At 56.7% G+C, this 25764-nt stretch carries 21 protein-coding genes and 1 pseudogene; 15 read left to right on the top strand and 7 right to left on the bottom strand.

Going from position 1 to position 25764, the window contains the following annotated elements; genetic code table 11:
- Positions 1-217: 217 nt before the first annotated feature.
- The 3 genes and pseudogenes from H4N61_RS09295 to H4N61_RS09285 form a co-directional block, all read left to right on the top strand.
- Positions 218-343, top strand: a pseudogene (locus H4N61_RS09295) (IS3 family transposase); the annotation flags it as partial.
- 59 nt (positions 344-402) lie between these two features.
- Positions 403-1131 (top strand): SDR family oxidoreductase, encoded by a 729-nt coding sequence (locus H4N61_RS09290; RefSeq protein ID WP_182393849.1) that lies wholly within the window; start codon positions 403-405, stop codon positions 1129-1131.
- Between the two features lie 3 nt (positions 1132-1134).
- A complete protein-coding gene (locus H4N61_RS09285; protein ID WP_182393848.1) occupies positions 1135-2754 on the top strand; it encodes an FGGY-family carbohydrate kinase in 1620 nt (539 codons plus the stop codon).
- Positions 2755-2796: 42 nt separating this feature from the next.
- On the opposite strand, the gene H4N61_RS09280 is transcribed toward H4N61_RS09285, so the two are convergent.
- Positions 2797-3780: a LacI family DNA-binding transcriptional regulator gene (locus H4N61_RS09280; protein WP_248306607.1), complete on the bottom strand. Its 984-nt coding sequence runs from the start codon at positions 3778-3780 to the stop codon at positions 2797-2799.
- Between the two features lie 229 nt (positions 3781-4009).
- Here H4N61_RS09280 and H4N61_RS09275 point away from each other — a divergent pair, with 229 nt between their 5' ends.
- The 11 genes from H4N61_RS09275 to H4N61_RS09225 all read left to right on the top strand — a co-directional run bounded on the left by H4N61_RS09275 (position 4010) and on the right by H4N61_RS09225 (position 17208).
- The gene (locus tag H4N61_RS09275) at positions 4010-5938 is read left to right on the top strand and encodes an ABC transporter substrate-binding protein (protein ID WP_182393846.1); all 1929 of its coding nucleotides are present in this window, start codon (positions 4010-4012) and stop codon (positions 5936-5938) included.
- A gap of 85 nt (positions 5939-6023) precedes the next feature.
- Complete coding sequence (locus H4N61_RS09270; protein ID WP_182393845.1) at positions 6024-8135, top strand: family 10 glycosylhydrolase; 2112 nt, start codon at positions 6024-6026, stop codon at positions 8133-8135.
- Between the two features lie 143 nt (positions 8136-8278).
- Positions 8279-9265: an ABC transporter permease gene (locus tag H4N61_RS09265; protein ID WP_182393844.1), complete on the top strand. Its 987-nt coding sequence runs from the start codon at positions 8279-8281 to the stop codon at positions 9263-9265.
- Positions 9266-9346: 81 nt separating this feature from the next.
- Positions 9347-10441, top strand: a complete 1095-nt coding sequence (locus tag H4N61_RS09260) for an ABC transporter permease (protein ID WP_248306606.1) — start codon at positions 9347-9349, stop codon at positions 10439-10441.
- A gap of 10 nt (positions 10442-10451) precedes the next feature.
- Entirely contained in the window at positions 10452-12161 is a 1710-nt protein-coding gene (locus H4N61_RS09255; RefSeq protein ID WP_182393842.1) for an ABC transporter ATP-binding protein, read from the top strand.
- 4 nt (positions 12162-12165) lie between these two features.
- Positions 12166-13197, top strand: a complete 1032-nt coding sequence (locus H4N61_RS09250; protein ID WP_182393841.1) for a Gfo/Idh/MocA family oxidoreductase — start codon at positions 12166-12168, stop codon at positions 13195-13197.
- A gap of 11 nt (positions 13198-13208) precedes the next feature.
- Positions 13209-14126, top strand: coding sequence for a sugar phosphate isomerase/epimerase (locus H4N61_RS09245; RefSeq protein ID WP_182393840.1), 918 nt, complete (start codon positions 13209-13211; stop codon positions 14124-14126).
- Between the two features lies 1 nt (position 14127).
- Entirely contained in the window at positions 14128-14913 is a 786-nt protein-coding gene (gene otnI, locus H4N61_RS09240) for a 2-oxo-tetronate isomerase (RefSeq protein ID WP_182393839.1), read from the top strand.
- Positions 14910-15773 (top strand): 2-hydroxy-3-oxopropionate reductase, encoded by an 864-nt coding sequence (locus tag H4N61_RS09235; RefSeq protein ID WP_182393838.1) that lies wholly within the window; start codon positions 14910-14912, stop codon positions 15771-15773. Before otnI ends, H4N61_RS09235 begins: the two co-directional genes overlap by 4 nt.
- A gap of 289 nt (positions 15774-16062) precedes the next feature.
- Positions 16063-16557 carry a c-type cytochrome gene (locus tag H4N61_RS09230; protein WP_182393837.1) on the top strand — a complete coding sequence of 165 codons (495 nt, stop codon included), beginning with the start codon at positions 16063-16065 and terminating at the stop codon, positions 16555-16557.
- Positions 16558-16599: 42 nt separating this feature from the next.
- Positions 16600-17208: a hypothetical protein gene (locus H4N61_RS09225; protein ID WP_182393836.1), complete on the top strand. Its 609-nt coding sequence runs from the start codon at positions 16600-16602 to the stop codon at positions 17206-17208.
- Between the two features lie 15 nt (positions 17209-17223).
- Here H4N61_RS09225 and H4N61_RS09220 read toward each other — a convergent pair whose 3' ends face one another.
- The 6 genes from H4N61_RS09220 to H4N61_RS09195 all read right to left on the bottom strand — a co-directional run bounded on the left by H4N61_RS09220 (position 17224) and on the right by H4N61_RS09195 (position 24143).
- Entirely contained in the window at positions 17224-18033 is an 810-nt protein-coding gene (locus H4N61_RS09220) for a transporter substrate-binding domain-containing protein (RefSeq protein ID WP_182393835.1), read from the bottom strand.
- 5 nt (positions 18034-18038) lie between these two features.
- Positions 18039-18887, bottom strand: a complete 849-nt coding sequence (locus H4N61_RS09215; RefSeq protein ID WP_248306501.1) for an ABC transporter permease — start codon at positions 18885-18887, stop codon at positions 18039-18041.
- The gene (locus H4N61_RS09210; RefSeq protein ID WP_182393834.1) at positions 18884-19870 is read right to left on the bottom strand and encodes an ABC transporter ATP-binding protein; all 987 of its coding nucleotides are present in this window, start codon (positions 19868-19870) and stop codon (positions 18884-18886) included. Before H4N61_RS09210 ends, H4N61_RS09215 begins: the two co-directional genes overlap by 4 nt.
- A complete protein-coding gene (locus H4N61_RS09205; protein ID WP_182393833.1) occupies positions 19870-20739 on the bottom strand; it encodes a transporter substrate-binding domain-containing protein in 870 nt (289 codons plus the stop codon). Before H4N61_RS09205 ends, H4N61_RS09210 begins: the two co-directional genes overlap by 1 nt.
- A gap of 78 nt (positions 20740-20817) precedes the next feature.
- Entirely contained in the window at positions 20818-22572 is a 1755-nt protein-coding gene (locus tag H4N61_RS09200; protein ID WP_169193696.1) for a PQQ-binding-like beta-propeller repeat protein, read from the bottom strand.
- A 506-nt stretch (positions 22573-23078) separates the two neighbouring features.
- Entirely contained in the window at positions 23079-24143 is a 1065-nt protein-coding gene (locus H4N61_RS09195) for a LacI family transcriptional regulator (RefSeq protein ID WP_169193697.1), read from the bottom strand.
- Between the two features lie 265 nt (positions 24144-24408).
- Between H4N61_RS09195 and H4N61_RS09190 the strand changes: the two genes are divergently transcribed.
- Positions 24409-25725 carry an extracellular solute-binding protein gene (locus tag H4N61_RS09190; RefSeq protein WP_169193698.1) on the top strand — a complete coding sequence of 439 codons (1317 nt, stop codon included), beginning with the start codon at positions 24409-24411 and terminating at the stop codon, positions 25723-25725.
- Positions 25726-25764 lie beyond the last annotated feature (39 nt).

Here is a 25764-nt window from a genome sequence, read left to right as displayed (position 1 = left end):
GCAACATAACACGTAGGGCTATCGCCGACCGAATATGTCCGCTGTGCAACTTTGAACCCTAGAATGGTGGAGGCCACCGAGATCGCAAATGCGCATTCGTCTGTATTTCAGCCGAAGGTGAGGGGCGCCTAACTGTGCACAAGGTTGAATTTGCTGTCGGACTGCCTAGAGATTCTGCAACCTTCTCGAAAGCGAATGGAGCGGGTGCGGGACCAATCGAGCACGAGACGAAGCTCGCAAAAATGTGTTCGACTACATCGAGATGTTCTACAACCTGACCCCGAAGCATGCCCGAAACAGCATGCTCTCACCGATCGAGTTCGACCGGTTACACAAAAACTGACCCCGAAGGTGTCTACAGAACGCGGGGCAATTCGTTACGACTATACAAAGGACCACCGAATGAGCCTGTCTTTGAAGGGCCAAGTTGCAGCGATTACTGGGGCGGCCTCTGGCATCGGTTTCGCCTGTGCCAAGGCGCTTGCGGAGGCCGGAGCGCAAGTCGCCCTAGTTGACCGCGATGCCGCTGCACTGGCGTCGGCCTGCGCAGAATTGGGGCAGGGTGCTTTTGCCGTCGAAGTCGATCTCCTCTCGCCCGACAGCGTTGCGACCATGCTGCCCGCAATTCTTGATCGTGCAGGTAAGCTCGATATTTTCCACGCCAATGCGGGCGCCTATATCGGCGGGCCAATTGTTGAGGGCAATCCGGACCATTGGGACCGAATGTTAAACTTGAACGTCAATGCCGCCTTCCGCACCGTTCATGCCGTATTGCCCTATATGACCGAGCGCAAAACCGGCGACATCATCATGACCAGCTCGATTGCTGGCGTTGTCCCGGTTGCATGGGAGCCGATTTACACCGCTTCCAAATTTGCCGTGCAGGCTTTCGTACATACGGTTCGCCGTCAGGTGGCTCCGGCAGGCATTCGCGTCGGCGCTGTGTGTCCCGGCCCGGTGCGGACGGCGCTGATTGCTGATTGGCCAAAGGAAAAGCTGGAAGCCGCTTTGGCGGCAGGTGACCTGATGGAGCCAGAAGAGGTCGCTGACGCGGTTGTCTTTATGCTCACGCGTAAGCGTGGCGTTACCATCCGTGATCTCGTCATTCTTCCGCAGCGCAACGATCTTTAAGCCATGACAAAACAGTATTTTATCGGCGTCGATGTTGGGACTGCGAGCGCACGCGCCGGGGTGTTCGATGCTCAAGGAACAATGCTCGCCTCGGCGGTTGATCCGATAAAACTCTGTTTAGAGCCCGGCGAACGGGCGGAAAGTTCAAGCGCAGATATCTGGCGGGCCGTCTGCAAAACGGTCCGCGAGGCTGTTGCCCTTGCCGGCGTTACTCCCGCAAATGTGCGGGGCATTGGGTTTGACGCGACCTGTTCCTTGGTGGTGTTGGGCGAGGGCGGGAAGCCACTGTCTATCAGTGACAGCACCGATCCAAGCCGCGATATCATTGTATGGATGGACCACCGTGCGCTGGAGCAGGCCGAGCGGATCAATGCCGGTGATCATGCTGTTCTGGCTTACGTTGGCGGGCGGATTTCTCCGGAAATGCAGACGCCAAAACTGCTGTGGCTGGCGGAGAACAAGCCGGAAGTATTTGTTGGTGCTTGGCAGTTTTTCGATCTGCCCGATTTTCTGACCTGGAAGGCAACAGGAAGCCTTGCTCGGTCTTCCTGCACGGTGACCTGCAAGTGGACCTATTTGGCTCACGAGCAGCGTTGGGATGGGAGCTATTTCCGCGCCATTGGCTTGGGTGCACTCGCCGATGAAAGCTTTGAGCGTATTGGCACTGACATTGTCTCGCCCGGTTCGCCATTGGGCAACGGGCTGACCGCAGAGGCGGCTGGAGAACTGGGCCTTGTTGCTGGTACTTCGGTTGGCGCGGCTTTGATCGACGCACATGCCGGAGGCATTGGGACGCTGGGAGCCGCAGGCGGGCCAGGGACGATAACCTCGCGCATGGCCTATGTCTTTGGGACTTCTGCTTGCACCATGGCATCCACCGAAACGGCAAAGCCCGTTGCTGGTGTATGGGGCCCATATTACGACGCCATGGTACCGGGCTTATGGTTGAGTGAAGGCGGTCAATCTGCCGCCGGTGCAGCGCTCGACCATCTTGTCACTCTGCATCCTTTTGGTGCTGAGGCGCGTGACCGGGCAAGTGCAGCAGGACTGTCCGTGCCTGCCTATCTCGGTCAATTGGCCGAAGCCACGGGAGCCACACTGTCAGAAATTGCGCAGCTGGCGCAGGGCCTTCATGTTGTTCCTGAGTTTTTGGGCAATCGGGCGCCGCATGCCAATCCATTGGCGAAGGGGGTCATCGCAGGCATCGGTATGGACAGTACTGAGGCGAGCCTTGTGGCGCTCTATGTCGCCGGACTTTTGGGCCTCGGTTACGGTCTACGACAGATCATTGAAGCGTCCTCAGGGTCCGGTATCAATCTCGAAGCACTCTACATTAGCGGCGGGGCTGGTAAGTCAAAGCTCGTGCGCCAACTTCTCGCCGACAGCGTCGGTGTGCCTGTGGCCGTCACCAGTTCGCCTGAGCCTGTGCTGCTCGGCTCCGCTATGTTGGGCGCAACTGCTGCCGGTGCATATCAAGCGCTGAGTGAAGCAATGGCTCAAATGGCGAGTACGCAAGACGTGATCTCACCGAGTGTGACCCATCAATCTTTCCATCAGAAGCGCTATGGCGCATTTGTCGACCTACAGTCTCTTGCGGAAAGAATTCGCTCCTCTGAGCAATAGAGTGCTCGTCTGCGGGAAAGCAGAAATCCCGGTCCGTGATGTTTAGTCCGACAGGACCATGAGATCACGGACCGACTCTCGTTCGATCAAAGTTGGAACCAACATGACACGCTGCGGCGGTAGCTGGCGCTTGCGTGTGTTCATACGGTCCATGAGCAGGCGAAATGCGGCAATGCCCATGTCTGTGCCGGGTAGACGCAGTGTTGTGAGCGCGGGCGAGATCTGTGTCGCGGCCGTAAAATCGCCATAGCCCATCACCGAGATATCTTCCGGAACGCGATAGCCGATCCGATGGAGCTCAGCGATAACAAAAACGGCCAGGCTGTCGTGTGAACAGAACAGCGCTGTTGGTCGGACCCCTAGGTCAGCCATTTCAGTTATGTGCTGGGCAAAGGTTTTTTCGGTGCTGAACTGAATTTCGCTAATGGTAGCGTCAGGGCAGTAGACGGTGGCTTCTCTCAGTCCAAAAAGGCGTTCCATACGGCCGCGCAATTTTCGCGTGCCGTGGACGAAGGTAATTTTGCGATGCCCGCGGGCCAGAAGATACTCCCCCACGGCTTTGCCTGCTTCGTGGTCGGCACCACCGATTTGATCGGTGTTCTCGAGTGGGCGAACCCAGCCCAGCCGGACCGTGGTGCGGCCAGTTGCGGCTATGGCTTCAATCAATGGCTGTTCATGGGGGCCAACCAAAACCACCCCATTGCTGTTCGCGACCATGCCGCTGACTTTGTCCGAAGACGGCGCCCAAATGGTCTGCAGTTGAAACCCAGCCGCTGAAGCCTCTTGCTCGATGCCATTCTGCATCTGCATCCACAGCTCACTATTAACCGGGTCATGCTCAGCGAAAATGACATGAATGATAGGCTGCGTTGGCACTGTCGCCGAACTGCGCTGATAGCCCATTTCATGCGCCTTGGTGATGATGCGCAAACGCAGCTCATCACCGACCCCATCCTTGCCGGCCAGCGCGCGGGACACCGCGAATTTGGACACACCAAGTTGGTCGGCGATGCTGTCTAGAGTCACTTTCTTCAATTCATCACCTCCATCTTTTTTAGGTTGTAGCATAATGAAAGTTAGGTGCAACAATGGCGCTCAATGATCAGTCAAGGCTAGTCGTAACAGGTATTTACAAGGTTTAGGTGTTGAGGTGCTCAATGTCCGAAAAACAAATTGACCTAACAATTAGGCAGTGAAAAGCTGATGTTAGTCCGAAGATTGATAGATAAGTCATCCGGGCTGAGGAGGAGAAAAAATGACCAATATTTCTCGGAGGGCGTTCCTAGCTGCGTCTAGTGCTGCTCTGCTACTGCCTGTAATTCCTGCGTTCGCCCAAGGAGCGATGACGGAGGCGCCAAGCTTGGCGGATGCCGTCGCGGCGGGGACATTGCCGCCGGTCGCTGAGCGCTTGCCCAAGAACCCCATGGTGGTTGAGCCGTTTGAAGCCGTTGGCAAATACGGCGGCGATCTGCGGGCGGCGCTGGTCGGCGGCGGCTCCCTCAATATGATGCACCGCTACCAGGGTTACGAAGGTCTGCTGCGGTATACGCCGGACTTTGGCGGAGTTATTCCGAACGTTGCCGAAAGCTTCGAAGCCAATGCTGATGCGACTGTCTATACGGTCAAGCTTCGCGAGGGTCATAAGTGGTCTGATGGTCAGCCCTTCACCACCGATGACGTCATGTTCTTCTATGAAGATGTCATGCAGAATTTGGACCTGACGCCTTCGGTGCAAGGCTATCTGCGGACGCCGAATGGCGATGCCGGTGTTTTCGCTAAGGTCGATGCGACGACCTTTACGATTTCCTTCAGCCAGCCGCATGGTCTGCTCCCATTGCGCATGGCTTGGGCTAATGACGATCGTACGACACGGTTGCCTAAGCACTACCTCAGCCAGTTCCACATCAAGTACAACCCAGACGCGGATAAGTTGGCTGTGGAACAGGGGCTCACCGGCTGGGTCCAGCTGTTCCAGATCAAGAGCGGGATTTCCGTCGACGGTGAAATTTTCAAGAATAAGGACATCCCGACGCTGTACGGCTGGAAGATCGTGCAGCCGGTTGGCGAGTCTGCGGAATACTCGATAGCTGAGCGCAACCCGTACTATTTCAAGGTTGATACGGCAGGGAACCAACTGCCCTACATCGACCGGGTTACCTATGCCATCGCCGCCGACAATGAAGTCTTGCTTCTTAAGGCGCTGCAGGGCGAAATCGACATGATTGACCAGTGGATTTGTACCCCAGCCAATCGTGCCGTGCTCTATGACGGCCAGGAGGCGGGTAAATACGGCTTCTATACGACGACCTCAACGGAACCCAACGAGATGGTGTTCCAGCTCAACTTGACCCATCCCGATCCGATCAAGCGCGCCCTGTATCAGAACAAGGAGTTCCGTGCCGGTTTGAGCCATTCTCTGGATCGTCAGGCCGTCATTGATACGATCTTTATCGGGCAGGGGGCTCCGGCCCAGCCGTCGGTGCGTCCGGAAGATCCGCTGTATAATGAACAGCTGGCGACCCAATATGTCGCCTATGATGTCGCTAAGGCGAACGAGTATTTGGACAAAATCATCCCGAACAAGGATGGTGAGGGCTTCCGCCTAGACGAGAATGGCCAGCGCGTGTCGATCATCTTCGAGATCGATCAGGTTCGGCAGACTTTTGTTGACGCGTTCCAGCTCGTTTTGCCGATGTTCCGTGGTGTTGGTGTCGACGCTCAGATGCGCTCCATGGATCGCTCGCTTTGGGAAGTCCGAGTGCGCCAGGGTGGGGAGTATGATGCAACGGTTCACAAGTTCGGTGGCAATGGTGGCATCGTCGCTGTGTTGGATCCGCGCTATTTCTTCCCCAACACGACCGAGGCCATGTACGCCAAGGGGTGGCAGATCTGGTACAATGACAAGACATCCCCCGACGCGGTCGAACCTCCAGCGGCAACGCAGCGGCAGTATATTGCCTATGATGAGCTTCGGCAGACGGGTGATCCGGCGCGTCAGCAGGAGCTGATGAAGGAAATCCTGCAAATCGCGGCGGATGAGTTTTACGTTTTCGGTATAACGCTGCCGCTTGATGGCTATGGCGTTGTCGCAAACAGGCTCAAAAACGTCCGTCCGACCATGCCAAGCAGCTGGGGTTACCCGACGCCAGCGCCGACTAACCCGGAACAATACTACATCAGCTGACATCCCTAAATGTCAGCGCTTGGCCTCGGCGGTTACCCCCGCCGCCGGGGCTCCCTTTTTCACGCCCATGCTTCGGACCGACTTGATGCTCATGACAGAAGACAGCCTTTCCACCGCCGGACTAAGAACACCTGAATGGTACAAGAGTGCTACGCGGTGGACCCAGCTCACTTTTGTCGAGGATGACCCGCAGAGGTACGATCCTGAGTTCTGGGTGGACGTATTCAAGCGCACGAAATCGAACGCCATTTGCCTCTCCGCAGGGGGGTATATTGCCTATTACCCGAGCGAGATTCCGCTCCACTACGTGTCCAAATTTATTGGCGATAGTGATCCGTTCGGCCGATTGGTGGACGAAGCGCGCAAACTGAACATGCATGTTATGGCGCGCGTCGACCCCCATGCCATCCATGCGGATGCGGCAGAGGCGCATCCTGAATGGGTGTCACTGACTGTCGATCGGAAGCCTCGTGAACACTGGGCGATGCCCGGAATTTATGTCACCTGCGCCTATTCTAGCTACAATTTCGACTTCATGACCAAGGTCATTGTCGAAATCGCGGAGAAGTATGACATCGATGCCTTGTTCGGCAATCGTTGGCAGGGGCACGGTGTTTGCTATTGCAAGGCATGCGAAGATAATTTCCGCGCTGCCAGTGGATTTGAACTGCCTGAAACGACCAGCGCCTCAGATCCTGTCTGGCAGGCTTGGGCTGCGTGGCGTCGCACCACGCTGACACGTCTCGTGGCGCATTGGGACACGGAAGTTAAGAAGGTCAAACCACACGCCAGTTTCATTCCCAATATGAGCGGCTCCTCGCTCATGGAATTTGACCTATCGGTCATCAAAAAACACTGCCCGATCTTGTTTGTCGACCATCAGGGTCGACGCAATGTTGAGCCGGCCTGGTCGGCTGGTCGCAATGGCAAACGTATCCGCGCCACTTTCCGCGATCGGCCGGTGGGGCTCATTACCTCAATCGGCCCAGAGGAAATTCCGCGCTGGAAAGACTCTGTGCAGACCGGCCCGGAAATTGAGCAATGGGTCCATGCAGGGATCACGCAGGGCCTCTTTCCGTGGTTCACCAAGTTCAACGCCTGTGTCCCCGATGATCGCTGGGTGCAGCCGACGGCAAACGCTTTCAACTTGCATGCTAAGATAGAGCCGGTCCTTGGAGACATGTTGCCGACTGCAGAAATTGCAGTCATCGACCCGGCGACAACTCTACGCAATTGGGACCCCGATAAGCGTCATTTGGCCGAGCTTAACGACATGGGGTTTTACCATGCTCTGGTCGAAGCGCGGTTGCCGTTTGAGTTTCTCTCTGACCAGATCATGACGGCAGAAACGCTGAGCGCCTATAAGCTGATCATTCTGGCCAATGCGACCTATCTGTCGGACGAGCAATGCGCCGCAATTCGCGCCTATGTTGCAGCCGGTGGCAGCGTTGTGGCGGCACACCAAACGTCGCTATTTGACGAAAAAGGCGCCGCACGGGCTGACTTCGGCTTGGCTGACGTGTTCGGCGTGAGGATGACGGCGCCGCCGCGCGGAAACGTTCGCAATTCTTATGTTGCACTCAATGGCGATCACCCAATCAATGCAGGCTTTGCCGGCGCAACGCGCATTATTGGTGGTACGGAAGACATCGGCGTCGAGCCTATCGCCGACCTTGAACAGCCTTTCCTGAAAATTCCAGATTTTCCTGACCTGCCGATGGAAGAGGTCTATCCGCGTCTCGCCCCGCAGGGCGTGGGCGTTGCCGCTCGCGAAACCGAAGCGGGCGGGCGCGTGGTCTACATCCCGTGGAATATCGGGGAAGTGTTTTGGACATATATGGCAGCAGACCAAGGGTTGCTTATCGCTAATGCGGTCAAATGGGCCCTCGGGAAAGAGCCCGAAGTTCGCGTGAGTGGCAAAGGCGTGCTGGATGTCGGCCTTCATCAAAGCGAAAACGGCCGGGTGCTGTGCCTGCTTAATCTGACAAACCCGATGATGATGAAGGGGCCCCTGCGCGATACCTGGCCTATTGGCCCTTTAACGGTAGACATCGAAATCCCGCTTGGCAAAAAAGTTAAATCTGCCAGTCTCTTGGTGTCCGGTCAGAATGTGTCGGTCCAAGTAGAAGGTAACCGAGCGACTGTGGAGGTCAGTGAGATCGAGACCATGGAGGTGGTCCATCTGCGCTGGGAATGACGCAAGACCGATAGCCCCAGTGAGTGACGTGCTGTCCAGGGAGTAGGACCAAGGCGTCGTTTGAACGGGGTTTGACGAGCATATCATCTCGGTTGGCGGCGGAAACGCTGCCAGCCACCCGCAATGCCGAAAGAGGAGCGGCAATGCTAAACTATATTCTGAAGCGGCTGGTCTACATGATCCCGACATTGTTCGGGATGTCGGTGATCTCGTTCGCCATCATCCAACTGCCACCGGGTGATTATCTCACCTCTCTCTTGTCGACATTGGCCGACGGCGGCTCACCCGTCGACGCGGCAACCATTGCGCGTTTACAAACGCAATACGGGCTCGATCAGCCTGTTTGGGTACAGTACGGCAAATGGATGACCGGCATTCTGACTCGAGGGGATTTCGGTTTTTCCTTCGAATGGAACCAACCGGTTTCTGAAGTTATCTGGGGCCGGATGGGGTCGACGCTGGCCATTTCATTCGCGGCGCTCCTGCTGGTGTGGGCGATCTCATTGCCAATCGGGATCTATTCGGCAGTGCGCCGCAATTCCATTGGCGATCACGTTTTCACCTTCCTTGGTTTCATCGGCTTGGCAGTGCCAAATTTCATCTTGGCGCTGACGCTGATGTATGTGTCGTTCAGGGTGTTTGGGCAGTCTGTTGGTGGCTTGTTCTCGCCCGAATATGTTGACGCGCCCTGGAGCTGGGGCAAGGTCTGGGATCTCATCCTGCACCTGTGGATACCCATACTCGTCATCGGCCTTTCAGGCACGGCGTCCATGATCCGCATTTTGCGGGCCAATCTGACCGATGAGCTCTCCAAGCCCTATGTCACCACAGCGCGCGCCAAAGGGCTGCCGGAATACAAGGTCATCGTCAAATATCCCGTGCGGATAGCGCTGAACCCGTTCATCTCCGCCATTGGCTGGGTGCTACCGGAATTGGTGTCAGGCGTCACCATCACGGCGATTGTTCTGAATTTGCCGACCGCCGGGCCACTGCTGCTGCGGGCGCTAGTGGCACAGGACATGTATTTGGCGGGCAGTTTCATCTTGTTGTTGAGCGTTCTGACCCTCGTGGGCATGCTCATTTCAGACATCTTGCTCGCGCTTCTCGATCCGCGCATTCGGTATAATTGAGGTGCTGGCATGACAATGACACCTGTCTTCGATCCGACAAGCGTTGATGATGGTCCGGCAATCTCCGGACTCGCGCCGGGAATGGCACCAATCTCGGATGCCGGTGCTGGGCAATGGACACTGATCTGGCGCAAGTTCCTCGCGCAGAAAGTCGCCGTTTTTTGCGGCGGCGTGATCTTGGCCCTCTATCTGGTCAGTGCACTGGCAGAGTTTCTCGCGCCAGGCCTGCCGGACACCAGTCGCGCTCAATACACTTATGCCCCCCCGCAAACTTTGGCGCTCTTCACTCCCGAAGGTGAATTCCAGATCCATGCAAAGGGCTATTCGGTCACCATCGACAAGGAGGCACTCAGGCGCACTTTCGTTGTCGACGACAGCGTGATTGTTCCCGTTGGCTTCTTCGTGGAGGGACCAACTTACAAGTTCTGGAACCTATTTGAATCCAATCGACACTTTTTTGGTCCTATTGATCCCAACGAGACCGTCTACTTGCTTGGGGCGGATCGCCTAGGGCGCGATTTGCTGAGCCGGCTGGTCTATGGCACGCGTATTTCCATGTCGATCGGGCTAATCGGGGTGTGCATGTCGCTCGTGCTGGGCGTCGTGCTTGGCTCGGTCTCAGGCTATTTCGGTGGCATCGTCGACACTGTGATCCAACGCATCATTGAGGTCGTCAGCGCCATGCCGACCATTCCGCTCTGGCTTGGCCTGGCGGCTGCAATCCCGCTCACCTGGTCGCCGCTGCATGTCTATTTCGTCATAACGGTCATCGTATCACTATTGGGCTGGACCGGGTTGGCCCGCGAGGTCCGAGGACGCTTCTTTTCGCTTCGCAATGAGGATTTTGTCACGGCAGCCAAGCTCGATGGATCGAGCGAGCCCCGCGTCATTTTCCGGCATATTCTTCCCTCTCTCACCAGCCACATATTGGCGGTGACGACGCTTGCGGTCCCCTCGATGATTATCGCCGAAACGTCACTGTCCTTCTTGGGCGTGGGGCTCAAGGCGCCGGTCGTGAGCTGGGGCGTGCTGCTCCAAGACGCGCAAAACATCCGGTCGATCTCGACGGCACCTTGGCTACTGATCTGGCCCAGTCTGGCGGTGGTGATTGCGGTTCTATCCTTCAACTTTTTCGGTGACGGACTTCGCGATGCTGCCGACCCCTATGAGAGCTGAGGAGCGCGGAATGGAAAAGCCTGTTCTGAGCGTTCAAAACCTATCGCTCGATTTTCACCTTCGAACACACATTCTGCATGCGGTGCGGGACGTAAGCTTTGATCTCTATCGGGGACGCACGCTGGCGCTCGTTGGCGAGAGCGGGTCCGGAAAATCGGTAACGGCGCGGTCACTCATGCGCATCGTTGATAAGCCCGGAGTGATGGTTGGTGGTAAGATCATCTTGAGCTCTGATGGGACAGAAACCGATCTTGCTCAGCTGTCATCGAGCAGCAAGGAAGTGCGAGCCGTTCGGGGCGCCCGCATTGGCCTGATTTTTCAGGAGCCAATGTCTTCGCTGTCGCCGGTCCACACCATTGGCAGCCAAATCGACGAGGTTTTACGCCTTCACGTCAAACTCAGTAAGCGCGCGGCGCGGGACCGCACCGTTGAACTCTTGCGTCAGGTGGAAATTCCAAACCCCGCAGAGATGGCGGACCGTTACACGTTTGAGTTTTCTGGAGGAATGCGTCAGCGCGCCATGATTGCCATGGCTCTGGCCTGCAATCCGGATGTACTAATCGCGGACGAGCCGACAACTGCCCTAGACGTCACCACTCAGGCTGAAATCCTGGACCTAATCAAACGCCTGCAAATCGAGCGTGGCATGGCCATGCTGCTGATTACCCATGACATGGGCGTCGTGGCGGAAGTTGCGGACGATGTGGCCGTGATGCGTTTTGGGCGGATCGTCGAAAAGGGGACGGTGGATGCCATTTTCCATGCGGCCCAACACCCCTATACAAAGCGGCTACTGGCTTCGACCGTGAAGCTTGAACAGCCTGCCGCCGCGCGCGCCGAAGCGGTCGTTGCGCCTCAGCCCATCCTTACCATCAATGGCCTCACCAAGGTCTATGGCGGGGCCAAGGGTTTTTTGGGAAGCAAATCTTTTGCTCTAAAGGCCGTCGACGACGTCAATCTTGTGCTCCATGCCGGCGAGAACCTCGGCATAGTTGGCGAGAGCGGATCGGGCAAAACCACGCTCGGACGCCTCATTCTGCGTGTTGTGGAGCCAACCGCTGGTCAAGTGCTGTACCGCCAGCGCGACGGTTCTGAAATTGACGTCACCAGCTTGTCCAAGGCTGAGCTGCGCAAGTTCCATGCAGATGTACGTCTGATTTTCCAAGACCCCTTTGCCTCCCTCAATCCCCGCATGACGGTCCGGCAGATCATTGCGGATCCGCTGATCGTTGAGGGCAAGTTGGGCGCTCAGGAGATTGAGCATAAAACTGCCGAACTCCTTCGCCTCGTCGGGCTGTCGCCGGACGTCATGGAGCGATATCCGCACGCCTTTTCCGGCGGACAGCGCCAGCGCATTGGCATTGCGCGTGCTTTGGCGCTCGACCCCCGCATTGTTATCGCTGATGAGGCGACGTCAGCGCTGGACGTGTCGATCCGTAGCCAAATTCTGGATCTGCTGCTGGAGATTCAGGAGCGGCTTGATCTGTCTTTCATCTTCATTTCCCACGATATTTCCGTGGTTCGCTATTTCTGCGACCGGGTGGCCGTGATGCATCGCGGACGGTTGGTGGAAGTGGGCGATGCAGAAAAGATATGCACTCAGCCAGACCAGGAATACACGCGCGCGCTGATTTCGGCGGTGCCCAATCCGGATCCTCGTGACAAGCGCATGTTGCACCGCACGCGTCTGTCGTCTCTGTCCCCCTCTGCAGTTGGCTAGTTTCATGACCATCAATCAACGCGCTGTCCTTACTGGCGCTGGCGCAATGAGCCGCAAGTGGCTCGAAGCCATCAAAACCGTTGGCGGTGTTGACATCGTCGGCATTGTCGACATCAATCCCGCCAATGCGGAAGCGCGTGCCAAAGAGCGCAATATCAATCCCGAAATCGGGACGGATCTTCCCGCCATGTTGTCCAGATTGGCGCCGGAGATTGTTTTTGACGTCGCCATTCCCGCGGTTCGTCACGACATCGTCAGTGCTGCGCTCGCCGCCGGGGCCCATGTCTTGTCTGAAAAGCCGATGGCTGAAACGCTAGAGCAGGCGAGGGATCTGGTGGCGCGCGCCAAGGCCGCAGATCGGCTGCACGTCGTTATTCAAAACCGCCGCTATCTCGCACAGCTCCGCCGCATTCATCGCCTCGTGGCTTCGGGGGCTATTGGGGAGGTGACGGGGGTGCATTGTGACTTCTTCCTTGATCCCCATTTCGGTGGTTTCCGCGAGCAAATGCCTCACGTTCTGCTGCTCGACATGGCGGTCCACACATTTGATGCGGCGCGCTACGTCATCGGTGACATTGCCTCCTCGGCCTATGCCGAAGAGTGGAACCCGGCGGGCTCATGGTATGAGCGTGATGCCTCTGCCTTCGCCAGTTTTCATTTCGCTGGTGGGGCGGTCATGACCTATCGCGGCTCATGGGCGGCGCCGGGGTTAAGGACATCTTGGGAGAGCTACTGGCGCATAACCGGAACCGAGGGCAGCATTGTCTGGGATGGTGCCGATGATATTCGCGCGGCACGCTCGAACGCGCATGTGAGTGGGCAGTTGCTGCCAGACACGGCCATGCTTGAAATCCCGGCGCTTGATCCTGCGGATCGTATCGGTGGGCACCTTGGGGTCATTACAGATTTCCTAGCCGCCACCCGCGGCGGGCCTTTGCCCGAAACCGTCGGCAGCGAGAATATCAAAAGCCTCGCCATGGTGCTCGGTGCCATCGATAGCTCGACGCTTGGCCGTCGCGTCGAAATACATATTTAGAGGAATTCACTATGGCTATTGACCCCAAAGCAATTCGTATCGGCACCATGATCCGCGGCCATGAGCCCGATCCCGCTGGCTATCTGCAAAAAATCCTGCCGCATGGTTTTGAGAGCATCGAGCCCTATTTCTGGCAGACCGTGAATAAGGATTTGCCGGAGCTGGCAAAGCGCCTCAAGGATGTCATCGGTGATCGTGATGTTACCATTTCGACCTTGGGCATGTTCGGCAATCCGCTCGAAGATCGCGAGAAGGATGTCGAAACGCTGCGCGGCTGGGAAATGCTGATTGATAACGCGCACCATTTCGGCGCGACCTGCATCGCAGGCTTCACCGGTCGTGTTCGCGGCAGACCAATCGAGGAGAGCTTGCCTCAGTTTAAGAAAGTCTGGGGGGAGCTGTCTAAACGCGCTGCGGACAAGGGTGTCCGGATTGCCTTTGAGAACTGCGCTATGAATGGCGGCAATTGGCAGACCGGGGATTGGAACATCGCCCATAATCTCGATGCTTGGTCGATGATGTTCAATGAGTTGCCGGAAGACAATCTGGGGCTCGAATGGGAACCGTGCCACCAGATGGCCTATCTCATTGATCCAATCCCGCAGATCCGCGAGTGGGGCCACAAGTTCTTCCATGTCCATGGCAAGGACGCGACCATTCGCTGGGATGTGATCAAAAAGCACGGCTTTGGCGGCAAAGAAAAAGCGGTCTGGATGCGGACGCCGGGCTTTGGTGACACCAATTGGAGCGATGTCATCTCCGAGCTGCGTCTGGCGGGCTACACAGGCGCAATCGATATCGAAGGTTGGCACGATCCGGTCTATCGCGACGAGTTGGAAATGGTCGGTCAGGTCCACGCTTTGAACTATTTGAAATCTTGCCGTGGCGGCGAGTTTATCCCTTATCCAGGGCCGTTGAAGGACGCCTAACATGCCAAGATTTTCTGCAAACCTGTCGATGCTCTATGGCGAATTGCCATTTATGGAGCGATTTGCGGCGTCGGCGACTGATGGCTTTGAAGCGGTCGAATATGTGGGGGCTTATGAGCACAAGCCGGAAGACATCAAGGCTCAGCTGGAAGCCCATGGTTTAACGCAGGCGCTGTTCAATTTGCCAGCGGGCGATTGGGGCGGAGGCGAACGCGGTATCGGCTGCCACCCAGACCGAATTGCAGAGTTCCGCGAGGGCGTTGATCGGGCCATTATCTACGCACAGGCGACGGGCTGCACGCAGCTCAATTGCTTGGCTGGGATTGCGCCGACTGGCATGGCGCGGGACGAGCTGGAAGCCGTGCTCATCGACAATCTCCGCTACGCAGCACCGCGCCTTTCGTCCGCCGGTATCAAGCTCCTACTCGAGCCGATCAATACCCGCGACATTCCCGGTTTTCTCATCAACTCCACCGTTGACTATGAGAGGATCGCCAATGCCGTTGGGCATGACAACCTCTATCTACAGTATGATTTCTATCACATGCAGATCGTGCAGGGGGATTTGATCCCGGGCTTTAAGCGCTTGCAGTCCCGGATTGCTCACGTCCAGGTAGCCGACAATCCGGGCCGCCATGAACCCGGTACGGGCGAGATCAATTACCCCAATATTTTCAGAGCGCTAGACGATGCAGGTTACAGCGGCTGGGTTGGTGCTGAATACAAGCCCAAAGCAGGTACGAGCGCCGGTTTGGGATGGTTTACAGAGTGGAGCAGCAGAGTATGAAGATCGGTTTTATTGGTCTTGGGGTCATGGGGCGGCCCATGGCTGGGCACCTCATTGCTGCGGGTCACACGCTCTATCTCCATAGGGTGAAAGAGGTGTCGGAGCATCTTGTGGAGGCCGGTGCAATCGCCTTGCAAAGCGCTTCAGCAGTGGCTGCCGCTTCCGACACTGTCATCCTGATGCTGCCGGATACGCCAGATGTTGAAGCGGTTCTGTTTGGCGAAGATGGCGTGGCGTCGTCTCTGTCGCCGGGCAAGCTCGTCATTGATATGAGCTCGATTTCACCGGTGGCAACCAAGGAATTTGCCTCACGGATCGCCGCTCTTGGAGCAGGCTATCTTGATGCGCCAGTGTCAGGCGGCGAAGTCGGCGCGAAGGCGGCTTCGTTGACGATCATGGTCGGTGGCACGACCAGCGATTTCGCGCGCGCCCGTCCTTTGTTTGAGCTTATGGGCAAAAACATCACCCATATCGGCGACGTCGGCTCCGGCCAGACCGCTAAAGTCGCCAACCAAATCATTGTTGGCCTCACGATCGAGGCCGTTGCAGAAGGGCTTGCGCTTGCAAAGGCTGCGGGGGCTGATCCCGCAAAGGTCCGCGACGCTCTCATGGGCGGGTTTGCCTCGTCGCGCATATTGGAGGTGCATGGCGACCGGATGATTAGGGAAGCCTTTGACCCCGGTTTCCGTATTCGGCTGCATCGCAAGGACATTGGCCTGGCTCTGGACGTCGCCAAAGCGCTTGATCTGTTCCTGCCGCATTCCGCGAGCCTACATCAGCTGATGAACAGCGCCATTGCGCAAGGGCTGGGAGAAAAGGACCACTCCGGGCTTTATAAAGTCATCGATCCCGGTAATTGAATAGGGGCAGGGCGATAGGGAGGCCGAGTGGTCGGTTGCGGCGATTTCGGGCTGGGTCGGGTCGCCCGCGGCAGTAAGAACCTCCTAACTCGGATCGATGATCCTCGTTCAATCGGCCTTGCCCATGGGGTTCATATTAATCGGCCGGGACGGGGGGGTGATAAATTCAAATGCCTGTGGCGCAGCAGAAAGAATTCGCTAAAACATTGCTCGACATAGGCAAACTACCATTCTAGTCTAACCGGGCAGCGCTTCGTCAGGACGGGTTGCACAGACTAGGGAGGTTGTTTTGACTATTGGATCATCAAGCATTTTGCGTCGAGTTGTCGGCGTTGGGATCGCCGCTTCCGCTGCCGTACTGCTTACAGCCTGGTCCCCCGCCAGCCTGAAGCCAGCCCCGGCTACAACCGAAGTGAGCGTTGACCGTATTCTCGTTGCGCAAGCAGAGCGCCCCGTTAGCTATTCTGAAGCGCAGGCAACGCGCGGTAAGAAGAAGTATGAAGCAGATTGCGCCGAGTGCCACGGCGACGATCTCAAGGGCGGTCTCCTCGGTGGTCCGGTCCTGCGTGGCCCAAGCTTTGACGAGAAATATGCGGACGGCGGTCCTGCCGGCGCACTGTTCGACGTCATGGTCGGCACGATGCCGCCAAGCTCGCCCGGGCGTTATGCGCCAGCAATCTATGCTGATCTAATGGCCTATATCCTCAAGGTGAATGGCTATAAGGATGGCATGGACCTGCCAGCAAATAGCGACGCGCTATATGAACTGGTGATGCAGAAGTAAGCCAAGACCGCGACGATCCTTGGGCTGTAGGCAGACCAGAATATGATTGCTTGGGAACTGAACCTGCAGCTCATTGCTGTGCGGATTATCGCTGCGCTGATCGCATTTCCAATCCAAGGATTTGCGGTCGCCTATCTTGCCGTCAAATTGGGCGACAAGGGTCCGCGCTATGACGGGCGTACTACGCTCAACCCCGCTGTGCATACGGATTTGCCGGGCCTGTTAGCGCTCGTCTTGACGGGGTTTGGGTGGTCCAAGCCCGTTGTCGTCAATGGGCACGAGCTCAAATCCGGCAAGTTTGCTTTGGTCCTGCTGACACTGTGCGGCAGTCTGACCATGGTGGCGCTGGCTTGGCTGGCGATGCAGCTAATCACCCCGGTCTTGCTCTCATTGCCTCACACGGCCGGCATTACGATTGCAGCGTTTTTGCGCACTGCGGCACGGATTTATTTGGCGATGGCTGTTCTGGCGCTTCTCCCGCTGCCGAGCTTGGCCGGGCGATTTCTCCTCCAGATTTTTGGGGCGCAGCTTTCTGACCGCATGACGCTGATCAGCAGTTGGGTGCTGTTTGCTATCACGGCCCTCGGGGTGACGCGTTTTCTGCTGTCTCCAGCGTGGAACGCCGTCGTCAGTTTTGTTGTGGGGACGTGACCGGAGCGTCTCGTTTTAGAGAGACGCACCGGTGGTTTGTTGATTGACGCCATATTTGGCCAAAATGGCATCCATCGTGCCATCGGCCTTCATATCCAAGATCGCTGCATCGACCTGATGCTTGAGCGTGAGATCACCCTTCCACAAGCCGAGAACGATCGGGTAGCTGGCGAGCGCATCTGAGACTGGTGCCACATGCCAATTGTTTTCGGTCGCCAGTTGGCTGGCGAGAAGTGCCTCAGTGACACCGCCATCAAAAGTGCCACTATTGATGTTGTCCGCGAAGGCCGCCTCGGTGGGAACAACGCGCACAGTGCTTTGCTGATTGCGGAGATAGCCTGCCAACTCGATGCGGTTGAGGCCAGAGACCAGGGTTAGGGCACCAAGGGTTTTGCCCTCAAGCGTAGGCAGTGGCTCCTTGGAAACGATCGCCCAACCGGTTTGCGCATAAGAGGGCGAAGTTTCGAGGAAGGACCGTGTTTGGCTAGACGCAACCACGCCGCCCGCTACGATCTGGCACTTCGCGCGGTTGAGGTTCCAATTCAGTGGATTGAAGTCACGGCCCATCTCAGCGCTGGGACTCAAGACCAGCGTTACATTTAGCTTCGCCGACACGGCGCTGAGGATTTCAATATCGACGCCGGGCGCAGCTGGATCATTCGTGACCAGCGGCGGATAGTTGGTGGGAACGCAGGCTCTTAGGGTGCCGACGTTTTGAATGTCGCGCAGAGAGGTGTCTGGCGGTAGCGTTGATACGCCGACAAGAAGAGCGACCACTGCGGTGACTGGGCCGAATGTTTGCAGCGCACGCTTATAGCGAGACATGGCGGCTAGTTCCGGCTGAAGTCATAGAGTGCGATAGCGAAGAGCACAGCGCCGCTGCCAACAAGGATCGAAATGCCGATCAGCGGGTCGAACTGGTTGTAATTGATCAGCGCGCCACGCAAAGCGTCCACCGCATAGGTGAGTGGGTTCCACTGCACCAAGGTCACGAGCCACTCAGGATAGGTGATTTTGGTTTGTGCCTGGGAGAGGGCCGGGTCGAGCGGGAAGATCGAGCTGGAGAGGAAATACAGCGGCAAGATCACCGCATTTGAGAAGATGCCGAAGCCTTCAAAGGTGCGGATGCGATTGGCGATGACAACCCCAAGTGTTGTTAATGTGAAAGCTAAAAGACACATTAAACCAAGGGCATGGAGTGTTTGCTGAAAGGTAAGAGTCACGTCGGCAAAGCGCGCGAGAATGAGCACAAGGCAGCCATGAAGAACGGCAACCGTTGCCCCACCGAGGATTTTGCCCAAGAGCACGGTGGCACGAGAGAGTGGCGACACCATCACTTCGCGAAGATAGCCGAACTCCCGGTCCCAAATGACCGAGACAGCTGATTGGACCGAGGTGAACATGATGTTCAATGCGACCACGGCAGGAAAGATAAATTGGAGATAGGTGAAGGGTACGACAAACGTAACCGAGCCATACACTTCACCGCGGAAATAGGGGTTGAGGCCAATGCCGAGGATCAGCACCCACAAGATCGGGCGACTGACGCCACCGATCAATTGTCCCTTATCGCGAAAGGCGCGCATGACCTCGCGCATCCAGAGGCCGTAAAGCCCATTGAGCTGGATCAGGAAGCGCGAGGAGTAGCGTGTTGGCAGTGACTTTTCTTGCATGCTCATCGTGTGTGCTCCCCGCCGCGTTTGCCAAAGGCGGCTGTGCGCTCACGCGCGGTCGCCGCCCGGTCGCGCAACTCGCGTCCGGTGAGAGTCAAAAACACTGTTTCAAGGCTTGGGATGGCATTGACGAAGTTTGACACTCTCGTGCCGTAGGCGCCAAGGAAGGTCTCAACAAAGGCCTCGTCGGACCGCAGCGTCACGTCGACGGGGGTTTGGGAGATCAACCGGTCCGCATATTGACTCAGGATGGCGGCACGATCCGCCTCGGACCGTGGTGTGACATGCAGCACTTGCTGGCCATGCGCCGCGCGCAGCGCATCGGGCGTGTCTAGCGCAAGCACTTTGCCATGATCGATGATGCAGACCCGGTCGCAGGCCTCAACTTCCTCAATATAGTGGGTTGTAACCAGAACGGTCAGGCCACGATCGGCCTGTAGTTTGCGGATATAGCCCCAGATGCGCTCGCGCGTTTGCGCATCAAGCCCCACTGTGGGTTCGTCCAGCAGTAGGATTTTTGAATCATGCATGAGTGCGCGCGCAATTTCCAAGCGTCGCTTCATGCCTGATGAGAGTGCACGGGCGGGCTTGTCGGCCCATTCTGTCAGCTCCACCAGTGCGAGCATTTCGTTGATGCGGTTGAGCCTATGTCGGCGGGGAATGCCAAAGACCAAGCCGTGCAAATTGAGGTTTTCGCGCAGGGTCAGGCGATCATCCAGGCTTGGTTCCTGAAAGATGATGCCGAGTGCGTCGCGAGCTTCGAGCGGTGCGGTGACCACATTGTGGCCTGCCAGTTCCGCTGTGCCGCTATCGGGGCGCAGAACCGTGCTTAAAATATGCATGAGCGTGGTTTTGCCAGCGCCATTGGGGCCAAGCAGCGCAAAGAGCTCGCGTGGCTTCACCTCGAAACTGACGCCGTCAAGCGCCAGCGTGCGGCCATAACGTTTGCTCACGTCGGCAACGCGAATGCCCTCTTGAGATGATGTCATTAGCGCGAACCTTGACCGGGGAAATTGAACTCAGCCAAAATGGCATCGATTGTCCCATCGCTGACGAGGGCCGCTACGGCTTCGTCGATGGAATTGCGCAGGAAAGTTTCGTTCGACAGCATGAGTGCGCCGACCGGCAGTGAGGTCTCGGGCAGGGGGGCAGACGAGAGTACGCTGAGCGCTTTATATTTGTCATCGGCGTGCTGGAGTGCCCACAAGGATGGCTCCCAGACGAGAGCGACATCGACGGAGCCAGACAGTACAGCGTCGAGCGCTAGAGGGTTGGTGCCGATTGGGAAAATTCGCCAGCGGCGCTCTGAGGCCTGCGCGTTGTTGTAATTAGCTAAGCGGACGTGGCCCGTTGTGCCAAGGGCCGCGCCAATGATCTGCTTAGGCGCGAGATCTTGAAGGCTTTTTATGTTCGGGTCGTCGGTGACGAAGGCATATTTTGCATCGTAGAAGCCGCGCGTTGGCATGGACCACGGATCATAGCCTTCGGGCAGGAGTTTGAAGCCCATGTAGAGGCTGCATTGTTCCAGCAAATGGCGATAGACGCGGGTGATGTCTTCGGTTTCGAAATCGCTTTCGACCACGATTTCGACGGGTTCTAGCAGAAGCGCGTTGGCGATAGCCTCGCCAATGGCCGCAGCGACTTGCCATTCGCCGTCTCGTGGATCAACGCAGTAACGCAGTTTGGATTCATCGGTTTTGCGGCCGATTTCCCACTGGCCGTAGACGTAAGGCCTATCAAAAAACTCAGGTTCGGGTTGAGCGGCAACAGGCGTGCAGCATACGAAAAGCAACGCAGCGATGCGGGGGAGTTTGGAGACGGCTGATGCGAGGTGCGAAGCCAATTTAGTCTTAGTCATGTTCCGGACCTCTTGAGGTGGTCTGGGCGGACCTAGCGTGTGCCAAGTCCGCCCAAACGGAGATCGTGTCGTCAGGTCTTATTCGTTTGGCAGAGCAAAGACGTAGACGGTGGCCGGGTTGTGCGCAGGCAGCTTGATGTCTGGAGTGAGCGACTGCAGACGGCCCAGACCCGATGCCCAGTTAGAGACCACGGCAATGTACTGCTTGCCATCGGCTTCATAGGAGATCGGGAAGGATTCAAGAGCGTTGCTCAGAGTGCTGGATTCCCAGAGCACGTCACCGGTTTCGTCGTCAAACGCCATCATCTTACGATCCAGCGTACCAGCGAACACCAGGCCGCCAGCGGTTGGCAGGGTCGAGGTGGTCAGTGGAGCATAACGACGGTGCGACCAAGTGGTCGACTGATCGGCGACCTTCACAGCGTCCAGACGACCGTAGTTGCCATCGCTTTCAGGGGTTGGAACACGCGAGAAGATCGCGCGGCCACCGCTGGTGTAGATGGTGCCTGGATCGATCGGCTGCGGGGTGGTGTTCGAGCAGAACTCAACCAGCGGCAGATAGATGGTTTCGGTGCGTGGGCTGTAGGACGTTGCCTGCCATGCCTTGCCACCAGGGTCAGCCGGGCAGTTGAAGGTGGTTTCACCAATCTGCGGGATAACGTCTGGGTTGATGGTCTTCTTGCCGGTTTCAGGATCGATTTCGAGAACGACGTTCTGTGGAACCGTTTCCTTGTGCCAGAGCCATTCACCGGTGGTGCGGTCCAGTGCTTCGATAATGCCAGTCTTGCCGGTGGTGATGACCATCTGGCGGTCTTCGCCATCGACATTGCCGTCAATGATCAAGCGCTCATAGACATAGTCCAGATCCAGCGAGTCATTTGGCATGTGCTGGAAGTGCCACTTCAGATCGCCTGTCTTAGGATCAAGCGCGAGGGTGGCGTTGGTGTAGAGAGCGTCATTGGTGACGTTTGGATCATCACTCTTCGGCAGCAGGCCGTTGACCACTGCTGGCCATGGATAAGGCTGACCAACGCCGGCAAAGAACAGACCCTGTGCTGGATCGTATGAACCAGAAATCCACGCCGAACCGCCGTGACGGCTTTCGAGCGGCAGGCCGTTCCAGCTGTTGCCTTCAGGTGTATCGCCACGGGCGATTGTCTGGAAGCGCCACAGCTCTTCACCTGTGTCAGCATCGTGACCGGTGTAGAAGCAACCGCCCGGCTGAGCGTTCGAGCAGTTGGTCATGCCTTGGATGACAACGCCTTCAGCCACGAGAGGGCCGGAGGTGAATGCGTAACCCTTCTTGTGGTCAGCAACCTGCTGATCCCAAGCGAGCTGGCCGGTTTTGATGTCGACGGCAACGAGATGGGCATCGCGGGTCGCGAAGATCAGCTTGTCGCCGTAGATCGCCTTGTTGCGTTCGCCGTTCGGGGCAACGCCATCTGGCAGCGGATGCTCATATTCCCAGATCAATTCACCGGTCGCAGCATTGAGCGCCTGAATGACGTGATTGGAGTTCTGGATGAACATCACGCCGTCGTGCACCAATGGTGTTTCCTGGGTGCGGCCACCTGGAGACATGCCCCAAGACCACGCCAGCTGCAGCTTACCAACGTTTTCCTTGGTAATTTCATCAAGCGGGCTATAGCCCCAGCCGTCATAGGTACGGCGCCACATCAGCCAGTCGCCATCCGGCGGGTTGAGCAGCATTTCGTCCGTGACGGGGGTGATGGAGTCGATTGGGGACTGCGCCACTGCAGCCTGAATTGCGAAACTCGACGTTAATGTCGTTGCTAGTGTCGCGAGTAAAGTAAGCCGTAAACCACGCTTCATGATCAGCACTCCTCCTCAGTTTGCTGAACCGGTCCGTATTCTGCTTGAATATTTGCAATAAAATCGGTCCTAACAGCAGTAGCCTAAGTCTTGTATGGCAGTGCGTCAACCTGCCGCATGGTGGGTTGGCGCCGTGTTCAAGTCTCTGGAATATCTGGGAAATGAACGATGCAGAGCGTATTCATTTGAGTAGATGAGCGGTCCGATTTGCGTCGGTAAGTTTATATCGGATCATGGGGTCGGTATTAGTTGTGCCTATATTCTTGATAATTATTTTCGATAGAATTTTTGATCTTTGAACTTTGTATGAACTGGGTTTGGGTGTGTTGCGGCGCTGCTATTTAATCGATTACTCCGTTCTGTGATTTTGAACGCGGTGTGGAGAGTGCAGCGTAGTTGCAGCGTGGGAGTGCGGCGGTGTTCGGGAAATTAGGTCGTCGGTAAGAGGTTGAACGGGCAAACCAATTCTTGTGACGCATATCGGGATCGGTACAGCAGAAATGCTCTCACAATGGATCGTGAGTGCTGAGGTCTTCTGCTGGCTGTGGCCGCCAATGGGGTTGAGGACTTGCGAGAGTTTGCAGCTGAGACGGTTTTTCGCCATTTATCCGTTCAAGCAGGATGCGCGTTAGCTCTTGGCCGGCGCTGAAAACATCTTCGCGTAGGCTGTCCATATTCGGGAAAAAGGCAGGTAAAATGCCCGATGTCTGCTTATAGACAACGTGGAAATCGCGGCCCATCACAGCGCCGGCTTCCTGCATTCCCCCGACAAGCGCAATTGTGCGCATTTCGCTGTCACAGATAATCCCGAAGGGCGTCTTGCATTCTTTGGCCAGAGCCGAGCCAATTGCGCGCGTCTCGTTCGGCGATCGTCCCATGAGGCTTTCATGGACGAAAGCTTCAACGCCCGCCTTCGCCGTTGCCTGCAAAAATGCCGTCTGAACGGTGTGAAAGTAGGTCGTACGATCATCCCCCATGGCCAGACGAATGCAGCGGCAGCCCTTGGCGACAAGCCGCTCGACGGCCATCACCGTGAAGCTATGGGAGTCAAAATCGTGGTAGGGATGAGGCGCATAAAACTCCGTCCGCCCGTGGCTGACAAACGGAAAATTGGCGTCCATCATCATTTGAACGCGCCGGTCGCGGGGCCGAGTGTGGGTGATGATAACGCCGTCCGCTGTTCTGTTTTCCAGAACATAGCGTATGGTTTCGTCTGAGTTCGAGCGCTCAAATTCAGGGATAACGGTCAGGTGGTAGCGAGTACCCCTAATGCCTTGTCCGATGCCCTGGATCATTTGCCGGGCGAAATCGATTGAGTCTTCAGCGCTATCAAGAACCAGCGCTATGACATTGGTTTTGCCGGTGCGCAGTCTTACCCCGGCGCGATCGGGCACGTAGCCGAGCGCCTTGGCTGCCTCCGCGACCTTGTCGCGCGTCTCTTGTTTGAGTTTGCTGCCATCGCGCAGCGACAGGGACACCGTCGACAGGCTTAATCCTGTCATTTCGGCAATAGTTTTGAGCGTCACGCGGGAGGCGCTCTGCGGGGGCGTTGTTGGTTTGCGCGGTGCCATAGGTGAGATCCGAAACGTCTAGGGCAGGGGACCTGAAAACAACCTGCGTTTTGCAACGATATAACAGAGCTGATGCCAAACATACATTCAAGATGTGTCGCTAATGACCTTAGGTTAAAGGAGGAAAACTCGCCCGATAGAGTGTAATTAAAAAATCGTTAATAGAAATTGCAACGTTGCAATACTTGTGCTTTGCTGGGCCTGTGGCTGGGTGAGGCCTGGTCCACGGTCGTCCAACGAGATGACAGCTTCTGAGGAGGAGTAGATGCTAAGGACTAGGTTTCTGACCACGGTGGCCGCTGCGTCACTGCTGGCCGCCTCGGTTTTGCCGGCACAGGCGGAAGTATCTTTCATGTATGCAGAATGGACCAGCGCACTCGTCGAGCCGGGCATCAAGGCATTTGAGGAGGCCACCGGCGAGACGGTGAACGCCATCAAACTGCCGGGGCAGGGTTATGATCAGCGTATCGCGCTCGATCTTGCTGCTGGCACCGCCGCTGACGTCAATCTGATGGACAGCTTTATGGTGTCCGAATTGGCTGCAGCTGGCTATCTCGAACCGTTGGATGATCTCGCCAAGACGTGGGACCAATATCAGTATTACATGCCCGGCCTGTTGGAAGTCTCTTCTTACCAGGGCAAGCTATTCGCATTCCCGACCGATACCGACGTGCGCATGCTCTGGTATCACAAGGGTAATTTCGAAAAGGCGGGCATTGCCCTGCCGTGGCAGCCTAAGAGCTGGGCCGACATTCTCGATGCAGCACAAAAACTCAAAGACGCAGGCGTACAGTATCCGTTTCAGATACCGGCAGGGATAAAGCAGGGCGAAGCCACCACTATGCAGGGCGTCTATATGGCCCTACTGGGTGCCGACGTCCCCGAGGGGGATCGCAATCGACTTCTGAACCGGGAAACTAATCAATGGATTGGCGATAGTCCGGCCCTGCGCCGCACATTCGATCTCTACCATCAGATATTCGTCGAAAAACAACTCCAGCCTGCAGACTTGAACTACGCGACCGACATTGGTGTCGCCGTGCGTCAGGCACTGCGTGACGGCAATATGGGCATTATGGCTTCTGGTTCTTGGGAAGATGCCTGTATCTGGGACTGCAACAATCCGCCTAGCCGCGAAGAACGTGATGCGCTCGTGGCTTGGACGCCATGGCCGGGTTCTGGCGAGCCGGGCACCAAAGCCACTACCAATATTTCCGGTGGCTGGGCCATGGGCATCAGCTCTAAGGCCGCTGACAAAGAACTCGCCTTCAAGCTCCTGACCACCATCTTTGATCAGGCAAACTTTAAGGCGTGGACGCTAACGACCCACCGTATGGCGGTGCGAACCGACGTGTCTGAATCGCCCGAATACACAGCCGATCCGTTCTTGGCCGAAGCCACAAAGCTGGCAGCGGACACCACAGGTCGCGACACTATTCCGGGTTATCAGACCGTATCCGCACTTATCCAGCAGGCCACATCTGACATTCTCGATGGGGCAAGCGTCGATGAGGTGATCACGACCTATCATGATGCTCTCGTCGATGAATTTGGCGCTGAGAATGTGATTACCTACGAATAATCTTTTCCCGAGACGACGGCATCCACCTGACCTCCGGAT

It is taken from the genome of Devosia sp. MC521, assembly GCF_014127105.1.
In the GTDB taxonomy this organism is placed as follows: domain Bacteria; phylum Pseudomonadota; class Alphaproteobacteria; order Rhizobiales; family Devosiaceae; genus Devosia.
Note: the sequence above shows the minus strand (reverse complement) of the source record. Positions and strands in the feature narration are given on the sequence as shown.

Coding starts and splice junctions, on each gene's coding strand:
- H4N61_RS09285 (WP_182393848.1), top strand. CDS start 1,135: ATGACAAAACAGTATTTTATCGGCGTCGATGTTGGGACTGCGAGCGCA.
- H4N61_RS09275 (WP_182393846.1), top strand. CDS start 4,010: ATGACCAATATTTCTCGGAGGGCGTTCCTAGCTGCGTCTAGTGCTGCT.
- H4N61_RS09225 (WP_182393836.1), top strand. CDS start 16,600: ATGATTGCTTGGGAACTGAACCTGCAGCTCATTGCTGTGCGGATTATC.
- H4N61_RS09245 (WP_182393840.1), top strand. CDS start 13,209: ATGGCTATTGACCCCAAAGCAATTCGTATCGGCACCATGATCCGCGGC.
- H4N61_RS09205 (WP_182393833.1), bottom strand. CDS start 20,739: ATGACTAAGACTAAATTGGCTTCGCACCTCGCATCAGCCGTCTCCAAA.
- H4N61_RS09255 (WP_182393842.1), top strand. CDS start 10,452: ATGGAAAAGCCTGTTCTGAGCGTTCAAAACCTATCGCTCGATTTTCAC.
- H4N61_RS09270 (WP_182393845.1), top strand. CDS start 6,024: ATGCTCATGACAGAAGACAGCCTTTCCACCGCCGGACTAAGAACACCT.
- H4N61_RS09235 (WP_182393838.1), top strand. CDS start 14,910: ATGAAGATCGGTTTTATTGGTCTTGGGGTCATGGGGCGGCCCATGGCT.
- H4N61_RS09190 (WP_169193698.1), top strand. CDS start 24,409: ATGCTAAGGACTAGGTTTCTGACCACGGTGGCCGCTGCGTCACTGCTG.
- H4N61_RS09290 (WP_182393849.1), top strand. CDS start 403: ATGAGCCTGTCTTTGAAGGGCCAAGTTGCAGCGATTACTGGGGCGGCC.
- H4N61_RS09265 (WP_182393844.1), top strand. CDS start 8,279: ATGCTAAACTATATTCTGAAGCGGCTGGTCTACATGATCCCGACATTG.
- otnI (WP_182393839.1), top strand. CDS start 14,128: ATGCCAAGATTTTCTGCAAACCTGTCGATGCTCTATGGCGAATTGCCA.
- H4N61_RS09210 (WP_182393834.1), bottom strand. CDS start 19,870: ATGACATCATCTCAAGAGGGCATTCGCGTTGCCGACGTGAGCAAACGT.
- H4N61_RS09215 (WP_248306501.1), bottom strand. CDS start 18,887: ATGAGCATGCAAGAAAAGTCACTGCCAACACGCTACTCCTCGCGCTTC.
- H4N61_RS09250 (WP_182393841.1), top strand. CDS start 12,166: ATGACCATCAATCAACGCGCTGTCCTTACTGGCGCTGGCGCAATGAGC.
- H4N61_RS09220 (WP_182393835.1), bottom strand. CDS start 18,033: ATGTCTCGCTATAAGCGTGCGCTGCAAACATTCGGCCCAGTCACCGCA.
- H4N61_RS09260 (WP_248306606.1), top strand. CDS start 9,347: ATGGCACCAATCTCGGATGCCGGTGCTGGGCAATGGACACTGATCTGG.
- H4N61_RS09200 (WP_169193696.1), bottom strand. CDS start 22,572: ATGAAGCGTGGTTTACGGCTTACTTTACTCGCGACACTAGCAACGACA.
- H4N61_RS09195 (WP_169193697.1), bottom strand. CDS start 24,143: ATGGCACCGCGCAAACCAACAACGCCCCCGCAGAGCGCCTCCCGCGTG.